The following is a 12,433-nucleotide window of genomic DNA, read 5'->3' on the forward strand; positions in this document are numbered from 1 at the left end:
CTCACGTACCTGCTGGAGCACGGCCGGGAGGAGCTGCTCCACCGCTTCAACCGGACCCACCCCGGCCACCTGTCCAAAGCCTGGCGCCAGCCCGTGGTGTAGCTACCGCATCCCCAGCACCAGCCACACCGCCAGCGCTCCATACAGCGGCACGTTGAGCGCCAGCGTCAGCCGGTTGATGCGCCGGAACCGCTCCTGCTCCGCGTCCGCGAACCACACGCCGTCCTCGCCGGTGGTGCGTCCCTCCACGGCCTGGTGGAACAGCGCCGCGTACGCCACCTCCACCATCAGGCTCACCAGCACCAGGCCCACCAACGCCAGCGCCCACACATCGCGCCCATCGAGCACTCCGGCCCACTTCTCCCCGGTGTACACGAGCCCCGCCCCCACCAGCGCGATGCACCCCAGGTCATGGCCCACGCCATACGGTGGCCGCCAGTTGCGCGACACATAGAGCATGTAGAGCTCCGCGGCACCGCGCAGCCACATGGACACCGCGAACGCCCCCAGCACGAGGCGCGCCTCCAGCGGCACGGACGCATCCAGCGCCACCAGCGGGCACACCAGGAACCAGAGGAACACCGCGTACAGCAGCCACGCCAGCTTCGGCCCGGAGATGCGCCCACCCCGGCCGCCCTGCGCGTTCTGCCGGCGCCGGAACCCCAGCGCCACGCTCGCGCACGCCAGCAACGCCACCACCAGGAACACCCGCGTCGACGAAGTGAGCATCAGGAGGAACGGGGCCGGGGATAGTGATGGGGAAACCGCTCGACGTACCACGCGCGAAGCCGGGGCAGGTGCGTGAGGGACACCTGCGGGTGCAGGTGATGCACCACGTGCATCCCGATGTGCCGGGGCGCCAATGCCAGCCGCCCCCACCACCCGAGCCCATGGTCGCGGGTGCACGCGAACACATCCCCCAGCGTCCGCCCCTGTACGGGCGCGGCGGTGTGCTCCGCGAGCAGCCGGTACGCGTTGAACCCGGACGCCACCAGCAACGGCACCCCATATCCCCACAGCACCGCCGAAGGCCACCGCACCGCCAGCGCCAGCACGCCCAGGTGGAACAGCACCTGCCCCACCTCCGCCCGAACACACGCCGCCACCTCCGCGTCGCGTGAAAGCACCCGCCCGGAGCGGTCCTGGAGGAACACGCGCCCATACGCCGTGCGCAGCGAAGGCAGCACCCACGCGCAGAGCCCTACCGGTCCCCGCAGCACCCAGCCGGGAATCACGCTCAGGAGCAGGAACCACCGCCACGCCGTGCGCAGCGGTCCTCCATCCGGAGGCTTGCGGTACGGATCCGACGGCAGCCCCGCGTCACGGTGATGGCGAAGGTGGTGGTAGCGCATCGCCGCCAGCGTGGACGCGATGGGATATCCCGCGACGGCCTCCAGCAGACACAGTCTCCATTCGCGTCTTCGCGAAGGCAGGTGGACCGCGTCATGAAGCAGGACGCCCAGGGCATGCAGCCGTCCCGCGACGGCGAGCACCGCCAACGGCCTCAGCACCGGAGGAGCCCAAGCCATGACCGCCCACCCCAGGGCCATCCCCGCCCACTCCACGGCCGCCAGGCGCAGCAGTCCGGAGGGCGTTGCGGGAACGAGCAGCTCGCGAGGCACCGCCGCGCGGCGAGGCAGGGAAGAGGACATCGGGTGCCAGGACTCCACGCATGGGCGCCGGACGCAAGCCCCGCGCGGATTGGACACCCGGAGACGGGCGCGGCACGCTCCGCGCGTGCACCGGGACGGTCAATCATGAGTGTGGATGTGCCGACGCAGCCGGCCCTCGCGGGCACGCGCGTGGAGTGGGGCGGCTGGGTCTTCCCCCGCTGGAACGACCCGCGGCTGCCCTTCGCGGCGCTGCTCACGCTCTACGGCGTGCTGGGCTTCACCTTCTTCGGCTTCAACCGCAGCCCCGGGCAGATGGCCTTCCTGGTCGTCTCCGGCACGCTGCTGGACGCGGTCCTGGGCTGGGTGCTCAAGCGGCGCAAGGAGCTGCCGCTCTCCGCGTACATCTCGTGCTGCTCGCTGGCGCTGCTGCTGAACTACTCGCACGCGAGCACGCTCTTGTGGCTGCCGGTGTGGCTGGCCATCGGCTCCAAGTACGTGCTGACCTTCCAGGGGCGGCACGTCTTCAACCCGTCGATGTTCGCGGTGGCCGTGTCGCTGCTCACCACGCGCGAGCTCATCACCGCCGCGCCGGCCTATCAGTGGGCCAACGGCGAGGTCGCGCTGTCGGCCTTCATCGTGATGGCGGCGCTGGTGCTGTTCTTCTTCCGCGTGGGGCGCGGCTGGCTGGTGGTGAGCTTCCTGACCTTCTACGCGCTCCAGACGGCGCTGCGAGCGTTCATCCTCCGCCACCACCTGCCGCCGGAGGTGCTGTTCCTGGGCACGCTGGGCGCGCCGTCGTTCTTCATCTTCGTCTTCTACATGCTCACCGACCCGGCGACGTCACCCGCGACGCCGAAGGCCCAGGTGCTGGTCGCACTGGCCATCACCTGCGTGGACCTGGTGCTGCACCTGAAGGAGAGCGTCTACACGTTCTTCTACGCGGCGCTCACCGTGGCCACCTGCCGCTTCGTGTTCATGCACGCGCGCGAGCTGTGGCGCACCCGGGGCGCGTCGCTGCGCCGGCTCCTGGCCCCGGACATGGTCAAGCGCGTGGGCGTGGTGGGGGGACTCGGGGCGGTGCTGGCCACGGGCTACGCGGTGTCGGCGGCGCAGGGGGAGCGCCAGGCGCCGCTCGCGTTCCGCCTGGACGCGCAGGACCTCCAGCAGGCGGGCCTGGACTCGCGGATGGGACACACGCTGGAGGAGCTGGATCCGCGCGTGGCCCACGTCGCCAAGTGGCTGGTTGCCGTAGGCGACGCGGTGGCCACCGGCGACTTCGACGGGGACGGCAGGCTGGACCTGTTCCTCACGCACCCGCTGGGCACGCCGGAGCACCACGCGGGCCTGTACCGCAACCTGGGCGGGCTGCGCTTCGAGCGCGTCCCCGTGCCCGCGCTGGAGCGCTTCGCCACCCGCTACAAGGAGGAGGGGCTGGCGGGCGGCGGGACGTTCGTGGACTGGGATGGGGACGGGGACCTGGACCTCGCGGTGGCGGTGGCCTTCGGGCCGGTGCGCCTGCTGCGCAACACGCTGCGAGAGACGGGCACGGCGGGCTTCGAGGACGTGACGGAGTCCGCGGGCGTGACGGACCACGCGGTGAGCCTGGGGCTCACGTTCCTGGACTACGACCGTGATGGGCACCTGGACCTGCTGGTGCTCAACGCGATGGCCACGCACCTGCCGGACTACCCGGAGCCCGCGCCGCCGCTCAACCTCTTCAAGCTGCCGGAGCCGGAGTCCGCGGGGGACCGCCGCATGCTGCGCTTCATGCATGACGGCTGGCACAACGCGAACAACGGCGGGAAGAACGCGCTCTACCGGGGCCGGGGGGACGGCACGTTCGAGAAGCAGGACGTGGACGCGCTGGGCCTGAAGGAGACGCACTGGTCGCTCGCGGTGAGCACGGTGGACCTGAACCACGACGGGTGGACGGACCTCTACGTGGCCAACGACTTCGGGCCGGACGACCTCTACCTGAACGAGGGCGGGCGGCACTTCCGGCACCTCGTGGGCGACCGCTTCGGGGAGATTGGCCGCGACACGTACAAGGGCATGAACGCGAGCGTCGCGGACTTCGACCGCAACGGTTGGTTGGACGTGTACGTGTCCAACGTGCACCACTCGCTCCAGGCGGAGGGCAGCCTGCTGTGGATGGTGGGGCCGGGCGAGGACGCCTTCGTGCCCCGCTTCCAGGACGAGGCCACCTTCCGGGGCGCGCTGAACGAGCGCCGCTTCGGCTGGGGCGCGGCGGCGGGGGACCTGGATGATGACGGGTGGCCGGACCTGGTGCAGGCGAACGGCATGGTGGACGCGCGCCTGGACGCGGAGAAGTGGCGCATCCCGGCGGGACAGCGCAACGACTACTGGTACGTGAACCACAAGCTGATGCAGTCCGGCCCGGAGGTGCACACGTACGCGGACAAGTGGGGCGACATCCGGGGCCGCGTGCTCTATCCGAACGAGGCGCGCCGCGTGTACCTCAACCTGGGCGACGCGAGGCCGGGACACTTCGTGGACGTGGCGAAGGAGGTGGGCATCGAGGCGCCGGACAACTCGCGAGGCGTGTTGATGGCGGACCTGGATGACGACGGCGACCTGGACGTGCTCATCACCAACCAGCACGCGCCGGTGTCGCTGTACCGCAACACGCTGCGAGCCAGCGCCACGGACGCGAAGCCGGCTGCTCACTTCGTCGGGCTGTCGCTGGTGGGGGACGGTCAGCGCACGCACCGGAGCGCGGTGGGCACGCGCGTGGTGGTGTCCTACGAGGAGAACGGCCAGCGCGTGGAGCAGGTGCGCGAGGTGGGTCTGATGGGCGGGTTCTCCGCGTCGGCGGATCCGCGGCTGCACTTCGGTCTGGGGCGTCACGCGGGGCCGGTGAAGGCGGTCATCCACTGGTATGGCGCGCCGCCGCAGGAGGTGACGTTGGAGGCGGACCGCTACCAGGAGGTGCGCCAGCCTCCCGCGCCCACGGCGTTGCGGGGAGGGCCCTGAGGCGATGCTCTCCGCGATGAAGGGCACCACGGTGCGGCGGGAGGACCTGGACGCCGGCACCCGGGCGCGGATGTTGGCGCTGATGCAGTGCTGCTACGTGGGCGTGAGCGCCGAGCGCTTCCACGCGGACCTGGACGCGAAGCAGTGGGTGTTCCTGCTGCACGCCCGGCGCACGCGGGAGTTGGTGGGGTTCAGCACGGTGCGGGTGGCGGAGGAGGACGGTGTGGAGGTGCTGTACTCGGGAGACACGGTCATCCATCCGGACTGGTGGGGCCACAAGACGTTGCAGGTGGTGTTCGGGAGGTTGTTGCTCGCGCGCAAGCTGCGCCGGCCGTGGAGGCCGCTGTACTGGCTGCTCCTGTCGGGCGGATACAAGACGTACCTGTTGGCGGTGAACTACTTCCCGCGCACGCATCCGCGCCGGGACTGGACGCCGCCGGAGGGGCGCTCGGAGTTCCTGCACGGGCTGGCGACGCGGTGGTTCGGCGCGCAATACGACGCGGCGAAGGGGACGCTGCGCTTCGATGGCGAGCACTACCGGGTGAGGGACGGCGTCTCGCCCATCGACCGCGACGCGGCGGCCCATCCGCACATCGCCTGGTTCGCGGAGCGCAACCCCGGCCACGCCGAGGGCGAGGAGCTGGTGTGCCTGGTGGAGATCCGCGGCTGGGACCTGGCGAGGGCGCTGGCACGAAGTGTCTGGGGCCAGCTCCGCCGCTGGGCACGACGAGAGCGGGACGCCTCGCGGGTCCGCGTGGGGACGTGACGTGCTGACCGCGACGATGGCTCGGCTGATGCCGTCCGCGCGGCTCGCTGCTCCGTGCGGAGGTGAGGCGTGCTGACTTCCCGCACGATGCTGTCCGCGACGATGGCGGCGCTGACGCCGTCCGCGCTGCGCTTCCGTCATGCGCTGCGCGAGCCTGAAGCCGCGCAGGCGGAGTGCCTCACACGCATCCTCCGCGCCGTGGAGGGCACGGCACAGGCGGCGCGGGTGCCGCACTTCGGTCGCATCCGCACCGCTCGGGAGTTCCAGGACGCGGTGCCCATCACCACGCCGGACACGGTGGCGGAAGACGTCGAGCGCATCGCGCGAGGAGAAGCGCGGGTCCTCACGCGCGAACCCGTGCTGCGCTTCGAGCTATCCGGTGGCTCCTCGGGCGCGTCCAAGCGGGTGCCGGTGACACAGGGCCTGCTGCGCGAGTTCCAGCGCGCGCTCGCGCCCATGCTGCACGAGGTCTTCCTTCGCCGTCCCGCCGTGCGCGAGGGTCCCAGCTACTGGTCCATCTCCCCGCTGGGCCGGAGACTGCACAGGACCTCGGGAGGCATCCCGGTGGGCTCGGCGGAGGACAGCGCGTGGTTCCCGCGCCCGTTGCAGCCACTGCTCTCGCGCGTCTTCGCCGTGCCGGGCTCGGTGGGCCAGGCTCCCCACGTCGAACCGTGCCGTTACGTCACGCTGTGGTACCTCGTGCGGTGCACGAACCTGTCGTTGATCAGCGTCTGGAACCCCAGCTTCCTCACGTTGCTGATGGACGCCCTGGAGCGGCACGGCGAACGGCTCGCGGAGGACCTGGAGCGCGGCACGCTGCGGCCCCCCGAACACGACGCGGAAGGCGCGCCCGTGGGCAACGACCCTGCCTGGACGGCGCTCGTACAGGGGCTCCAGGGCGTGCGTGAGATCCCGAGAGCCCGGGTGCTGCGTGACGGGCTGCCCTCCGCGCGCACGCTCTGGCCAGGGCTCGCGCTCCTGAGCATGTGGACGGACGCCCAGGCCTCGCACGCCGTGGCCGGCGCATGCCGCCGCTTCCCGGGCGTCGAGGTCCAGGGCAAGGGCCTGCTCGCCACGGAGGGCGTCCTCACGGTGCCCCTCTTCGAAGCACCCGCGCCGGTGCTCGCGGTCCGCAGCCACTTCATCGAATTCATGGATCCGGAGCACCCGGACGCACGCCCACTCCTGGCGCACGAGCTGACGGCGGGACGCACCTATGCGGTACTGCTCTCCACGTCCGGCGGGCTGCTGCGCTACCGGCTGGGGGACCTCGTCCGCGTGGAGGGCTTCGTGCACGCGACGCCCTGCCTGCGGTTCCTCGGCCGAGCTGACGCGGTCTCGGATCTCGTGGGCGAGAAGCTCTCCGCCTCGCGAGTGGGCACGGTCCTGGATGCCGCGCTGGGCCCCACGCGTCCCGCCTTCGCCATGCTCGCGCCGGAGTGGGGGACACCGCCGGCCTACCGTCTGTTCGTCGAGACGGATCAACCCACCGACGCACTGGCCGCGAAGGTGGAGCGCGCCCTGTGCGAAGGCCATCACTACCGCTACGCACGGGAGCTGGGGCAGCTCGGCCCGGTGCGCGCGGTGCGCGTGACACAGGGGGCCCGGCGTTACGAGGCCCGATGCATCCAACTCGGTCAGCGCGCGGGCGACATCAAGCCCGTGGACCTGCACCGTCAGGCCGGCTGGGCGGAGTGGTTCGGAAGAGGGACGTCATGACGATGCCCACGGTGGACCTGGACGCGGAGGCGGACCTCGCCCGCTGCGGCGCGCTGAAGGACTTCTGGTACGTGGCCTGCCTCTCCACGGAGCTGCCCGCGAACAAGCCCGTCGCGCGCACCGTGTTCGGCACGGGGCTGGTCCTCTTCCGGGGACCCGACGGCACCCCCACCGCGCTGCGAGACCGTTGCCTCCACCGCAACGCGCGCCTGTCGAAAGGAGACGTCTTCGACGGACGGCTCGGCTGCCCGTACCACGGCTGGGTCTACGACGCGTCCGGCACGGTGGTGGAGATCCCCGCGCTGGGCCCGCCCCAACGCGGCGAGAAGCTGGACACGCGAGCCTGCGCGCACGAAGGGCTCAAGCCAGCGCCCTGTGACGTGGGACAGCTCGCGCGCTTCCCCACGCGAGAACAGGACGGGCTCGTCTACGTCTACCTGGGCAAGGATGTGACACAGGCCCGAGCGGAGCCCTTCCGGGTCCCCTACTGGGGCGAGCGCGGCTGGACCGTGTACTTCATGGTCACGCGCTTCGCGAACGGCGTGACGAACCTGGTGGAGAACTTCATGGACGTGCCGCACACGTCCTTCGTGCACCGGGGCTGGTTCCGCAATCCCACACGCAAGCGCGTCCCCTCCACCGTGAAGCGTCACGCGGGCCGGGTGCGCATGACCTACCACCAGGAGGAGGACGCGCTCACCGGCCTGGGGCGGTTGTTCAACCCGCGCGGCCTGCCACTCGTGCACACGGATGAGTTCATCGTCCCCAACGTCACGCGCGTGGACTACCAGTGGGGTGACAGCGGCTTCGCCATCAACTCACAGTGCACGCCCATCGGGCCCACGGACACGCTCGTGTACACGGCCATCAGCTACCGTCTGCCGGTGGACGTGCCGGGCGCATGGGTGGGCCGGGCGCTGACGCCGCTGGTGCGCTGGTACACGCGGCAGGTCATCCAGCAGGACGTCGTCATCATGGAGACGCAGCGCCAGGGACTGACGGACGGCCCCGGCGGCGGCGTGTACTCCAGCACGGAGGCGGACCTGCATCACGCGGACATCGAGGCGTACCGCCGCTGGCTGCGCGAAGGCGCGCACGGCCCCGGCCCCGAGGACGCGGAGCGCGACGTGGTCTTCTGGGTCTAGACCGTGCTGGCCTGCGTCTCCTCGGCCCCCGAGGACGGAATCAGGGCCAGGCAGTAGCCGGAGAAGAAGGTCGCGCCCAGGAAGACCCAGTGGATCAGCCCCAGGGTGAGCGGGAAGGGCATCGGCGGCAGGTGCTCATGCAGCCACATCAGCGTCGCCATGGCGTTGGACGCATGGCACGCCGCCGCCAGGCCCAGCAGCAGCGGGCCCGCGATCTCGATGAGGGAACTGACGGAATCCATGGCCGCGACCCTGCCAGAGGGCGCACGGCCGGTGCAAACCCGCTCACCCCATGCGCCGCAGGCCCGGCAGGTCCTCCGGCCTGAGCACCCAGCGCGGCGGCTCCGGCGGCGACGTGCGCGTGCCCACCTGCGCCGCGGGGAAGCCCTCCACCAGCGCGTAGTCCGGGAACACCGCGCGCGCCTTCACCAGGCTTCCGGCCGCCACGTGGCAGCCTTTGCCCAGGTGGCTGCCCTCGCAGAGGATGGCGCCGGGCTCCACCACCGTGCCCGCGCCCAGGTTGCACGCGTGCAGCACGCAGCCCGGGCCCACCACCACGCCTTCATCCAGCACCAGCATGGTGTCCGGCTGCAGGTGCAGCACCGTGTTCTCCAGGATCTGCACCCGCGCCCCAATGCGCACCGGGCCGTTCAGGTCGCCGGTGATCTTCACGCCCGCGCCAATGATGGCCCCCGCGCCGATGACCACGTCACCGGACACCTCCGCGGAGGAGAAGAGCGTGGCGGTGGGGTGGACGAAGGGGTGACGGTCGCGAAAGGCATACAACTGTCCCATGGGGGCGTCCTCGGCGCGGTCCCGCGCGGAGAAAGGAGTCAATGGAGCGGCGGGGAGCGACAGGTCACCGCCCCGTCGCTGCTGCAGGTGGGTCAGGTCCTCGGAGGAGAGCATCCGCAGGACCTGTCCCGGCCGGCCCAGCACCACGGATTGATCCGGCACCGTCATGCCCGGCGGCAACACCGTGCCTTCGCCCACCAGGCAGCGGTCGCCCAGCGTCACGCCGGGCATCAGGATGGCGCCATCCCCGATGTCACACAGGGACCCCACGCGCGCGCCCATCACCAGCGAGCGCGGGCCGAGCAGGGTCTTCTCGCCAATGGATGTGGGCCGTTCGGGCGTGCCCACCACCACCGCGTCCTCGCGCAGCGTGGAGAAGGCTCCCAACGTCACGGAGCCCCCCACCGAGCGCACCACCGCGCCGCGGGAGATGATGGCCCCGGGCCCCACTTGCGTGGTGCCCAGCAGTCGCGCGGACGAGGCGAGGGTGAAATGAGGACCTACCGCGGTGGGCAGGAGAGAGGCGGTCGCGGATAGGGAACTCATCGGGATGCAGCAAGCTACTCCCGGCCCTCCCAAGGGCATGTTGTCCAAAGGCACGACGCCCCCGTCCAACAGCGGACGCTCGCCCGCCGGGCCGATGAGGGTGGGTGCGGCACCTTCAGATGTCAGGAGTGGGGAGCCAGCGGCGTAGGAAGCGGCGTCGCTGGGCGCCACGTGTGGGCGTTTCGCGGTAGGAAGTCCCCTCGCTCTCGAAAGGCCTCACCCCGTGGAAGAGACACCGCTGGCGGACCGCCACGCCCAGGCGCCCGAGCCCGTGGCCAGCCGCGACGCCGTGAAGCAGGGACTGGGGTCCCTGGTGAAGGAGGCCCTGCACGGCTCGGAGCAGGACCTGACCCGGCTGCCGCTCGGGAGGGCCATCTTCCTGCTGGCCGTGCCCATGGTGCTGGAGATGTGCATGGAGTCGGTGTTCGCCGTGGTGGACGTCGCCTTCGTCGGCCGGTTGGGCGCGGAGGCGGTGGCCACGGTGGGGCTCACCGAGGGCATCCTCACCATCATCTACGCGGCCGGCATGGGCCTGAGCATCGGCGCCACGGCGATGGTGGCCCGCCGCATTGGAGAGAAGGACGCGGAGCGGGCGGCGCGCACGGCGGTGCAGGCCATTGGCCTGGGCGTGGTCATCTCCACGGTGCTGGCCGTGGCGGGCATCGTCTTCGCCCGGCCGCTGCTGGCGGCGCTCGGCGGCTCGCCGTGGGTGCTGGAGCACGGCGTGGGCTACACGCGCGTGATGATGGGCGGGGTGGTGAGCATCCTGCTGCTCTTCCTCATCAACGCCATCTTCCGGGGCGCGGGCGACGCGGCCATCGCGATGCGCGTGTTGATGCTGGCCAACGGGCTCAACATCGTGCTCGCGCCGTGTCTCATCTTCGGCTGGGGGCCGTTCCCGGAGCTGGGCGTGGTGGGCGCGGCGTGGGCCACCACCCTGGGCCGCAGCGCGGGCGTGGTGTACCAGCTCTTCCGGCTGGTGCGGTCCAACGGCCGGCTCCAGGTGCGGCGCGAGCACGTGTCGCTGGAGCCCGCGACGATGCTCGCGATGCTGCGGCTGTCCGGCGCGGGCATGGTGCAGGCGCTGGTGACCACGTCCAGTTGGGTGGTGCTGGTGCGCATCGTGTCGACGTTCGGCAGCACGGCGCTGGCGGGCTACACCATCGCCATCCGCATCGTGATGTTCGCGCTGATGCCCGCGTGGGGCCTGGGCAACGCGGCGGCCACGCTGCTGGGACAGAGCATGGGCGCGGGGGACCCGGACCGGGGCGCGAAGGCGGTGTGGCTCGCGGGCAGGTACAACCTGATGGTGCTGGGCAGCATCGGCGTGGCGTTCTTCCTCTTCGCGCATCCGCTGCTGGAGGCGTTCACGACGGACGCGGCGGTGGTGGACGAGGGGGCCAAGGCGCTGCGCATCTTCTCCTTGAGCTTCCTGTCGTGCGCGTACGGCATGGTCATCACCTCCGCGTTCAACGGCGCGGGGGACACGCGCACGCCCACGCTCATCGACCTGGGGTGTCTCTGGGCGCTGGAGCTGCCGCTGGCGTGGGTGCTGGCCCATCCGGTGGGCCTGGGCTCGGCGGGCGCGTACTGGGCGGTGCCGGCGGCCTTCGCGTTGATGTCCGTGCTGGGCATCGTCCTGTTCCGGCGCGGGCGCTGGAAGACGCGCGTGGTGTGAGCGTCAGGGCAGGCAGATTTCGAAGCCGGTGCGTCCCCCGGGGAAGGTCCTCGGGGGGCGCGAGGCGGGCGTGACGGCGTAGAGGTGGAAGTCCAGCCTCCGCTGGATGAAGCAGTCGAACGCGGGGGCCAGCGGATCCCCGGCGTCCTGCTGCACGGTGAAGAAGTGGAAGCCCCGGCCGTGGAACGCGGCGTAGACGGCGTCCAGCAGCGCGCGCAGGACGGCGGGGTCCTCTGACGGGATGCTGGTGTTGCAGAGGTAGAAGTAGCGGAAGTCGCCGCCGGGCGCGGGCAGGCGGGGCGCGCCGGTGACGGTGGCGAGCGCGTTGAAGCCCCGGCGCACCCACCTCATGCCGCCCCGGTACGCGAGCACGCGGTAGCGCTTCACGGCGTCGGGGTTCCAGGCCGAAGTGCAGCCGGCGAGCCGCCCGGCGGAGTCGAACGCGAGGAACGAATCCTCCACGCGAAGCCCCGGCCAGTGCGCGAGCCGGTGCTCCAGCTCGCCGGTGTCGAAGCGGTAGCCGAAGGGGCGCGAGCGGTGGTCCGCGTCCAGCAGCGCGGCCATGGCGGGCACGTCCGCGGCGGTGGCCCGGCGCACGGAGTAGCGGCTGGGGCGCGGCTTGCGGCGCAGGACGAACTGGAGCGAGACGGCGGAGAACGCGCGCATCAGGTGGTAGTGCGGCTGCGCTTCCCGGGACGCGCCCCGGCGCACCAGGGCCTGGAGCGCGGCGGCGTTGGAGGCCATGACGGCGGTGAGGAACACGTCCACGCCATGGCGGCGGGAGGTCTCCTCCAGCACGGGCCCATAGAACCGGGCCAGCCCCCGGGCGCGGCGCGCGGAGAAGCGGGTGCGCAAATCGCCCAGGTAGCCCACGCGGCACGGCTTGCCGTCCAGCCACCCGTCGCGGACGTGGATGGCGCCCATGCCGTCCAGGCGGGAGGTTTCGCCGTGGGCCCAGACCTCCGCGTCCCCGCGCTGCATGGCGAAGAGGCCGAAGTAGTCCGGCGAGCGCTGCGTGCTGAGCACCAGGTCCCCGGTCATGGGCACGTCGCCGAACAGGTCCAGCAGCGCGGCGTTGTCGTCCCGGGTGGCTCGGCGGAGGGGGCTCATGGGTCGCGCGACAGCCTATGCGACGGGGTGCACTTCCGCCCCCGCCTCCCGTGCGCCACATTGCGGG

10 protein-coding genes are annotated in these 12,433 nt (G+C 71.4%); 5 read left to right on the forward strand and 5 right to left on the reverse strand.

The genetic code is table 11. The features are described from left to right. Window positions 1-102: 102 nt before the first annotated feature. Both K8612_RS34900 and K8612_RS34905 read right to left on the reverse strand, forming a co-directional pair. A complete protein-coding gene (locus K8612_RS34900) occupies window positions 103-729 on the reverse strand; it encodes a hypothetical protein (protein WP_223765421.1) in 627 nt (208 codons plus the stop codon). Further along, window positions 729-1,652: a fatty acid desaturase gene (locus K8612_RS34905; protein ID WP_223765422.1), complete on the reverse strand. Its 924-nt coding sequence runs from the start codon at window positions 1,650-1,652 to the stop codon at window positions 729-731. The genes K8612_RS34900 and K8612_RS34905 overlap by 1 nt, the downstream gene beginning before the upstream one ends. A gap of 105 nt (window positions 1,653-1,757) precedes the next feature. Between K8612_RS34905 and K8612_RS34910 the strand changes: the two genes are divergently transcribed. From K8612_RS34910 to K8612_RS34925, 4 genes are all read left to right on the forward strand, one after another. Next, window positions 1,758-4,607 (forward strand): FG-GAP-like repeat-containing protein, encoded by a 2,850-nt coding sequence (locus tag K8612_RS34910; protein WP_223765423.1) that lies wholly within the window; start codon window positions 1,758-1,760, stop codon window positions 4,605-4,607. 4 nt (window positions 4,608-4,611) lie between these two features. Further along, complete coding sequence (locus tag K8612_RS34915; RefSeq protein ID WP_223765424.1) at window positions 4,612-5,373, forward strand: hypothetical protein; 762 nt, start codon at window positions 4,612-4,614, stop codon at window positions 5,371-5,373. 87 nt (window positions 5,374-5,460) lie between these two features. Then, complete coding sequence (locus K8612_RS34920) at window positions 5,461-7,092, forward strand: GH3 auxin-responsive promoter family protein (protein WP_373692163.1); 1,632 nt, start codon at window positions 5,461-5,463, stop codon at window positions 7,090-7,092. After that, a complete protein-coding gene (locus tag K8612_RS34925) occupies window positions 7,089-8,237 on the forward strand; it encodes an aromatic ring-hydroxylating dioxygenase subunit alpha (RefSeq protein WP_223765426.1) in 1,149 nt (382 codons plus the stop codon). The genes K8612_RS34920 and K8612_RS34925 overlap by 4 nt, the downstream gene beginning before the upstream one ends. Here K8612_RS34925 and K8612_RS34930 read toward each other — a convergent pair. Both K8612_RS34930 and K8612_RS34935 read right to left on the reverse strand, forming a co-directional pair. Next, entirely contained in the window at window positions 8,234-8,479 is a 246-nt protein-coding gene (locus K8612_RS34930; protein WP_223739677.1) for a hypothetical protein, read from the reverse strand. The genes K8612_RS34925 and K8612_RS34930 overlap by 4 nt on opposite strands. A 43-nt stretch (window positions 8,480-8,522) precedes the next feature. Beyond that, on the reverse strand, window positions 8,523-9,578 hold the full coding sequence (locus K8612_RS34935; protein ID WP_223739676.1) for a DapH/DapD/GlmU-related protein: 1,056 nt from the start codon (window positions 9,576-9,578) through the stop codon (window positions 8,523-8,525). Between the two features lie 223 nt (window positions 9,579-9,801). Between K8612_RS34935 and K8612_RS34940 the strand changes: the two genes are divergently transcribed. Continuing rightward, complete coding sequence (locus tag K8612_RS34940) at window positions 9,802-11,256, forward strand: MATE family efflux transporter (protein ID WP_223739675.1); 1,455 nt, start codon at window positions 9,802-9,804, stop codon at window positions 11,254-11,256. Between the two features lie 3 nt (window positions 11,257-11,259). On the opposite strand, the gene K8612_RS34945 is transcribed toward K8612_RS34940, so the two are convergent. Then, window positions 11,260-12,366, reverse strand: coding sequence for a hypothetical protein (locus tag K8612_RS34945; RefSeq protein ID WP_223765427.1), 1,107 nt, complete (start codon window positions 12,364-12,366; stop codon window positions 11,260-11,262). Window positions 12,367-12,433 lie beyond the last annotated feature (67 nt).

This window comes from Corallococcus sp. AS-1-6 (assembly GCF_020037015.1).
In the GTDB taxonomy this organism is placed as follows: Bacteria; Myxococcota; Myxococcia; order Myxococcales; family Myxococcaceae; genus Corallococcus.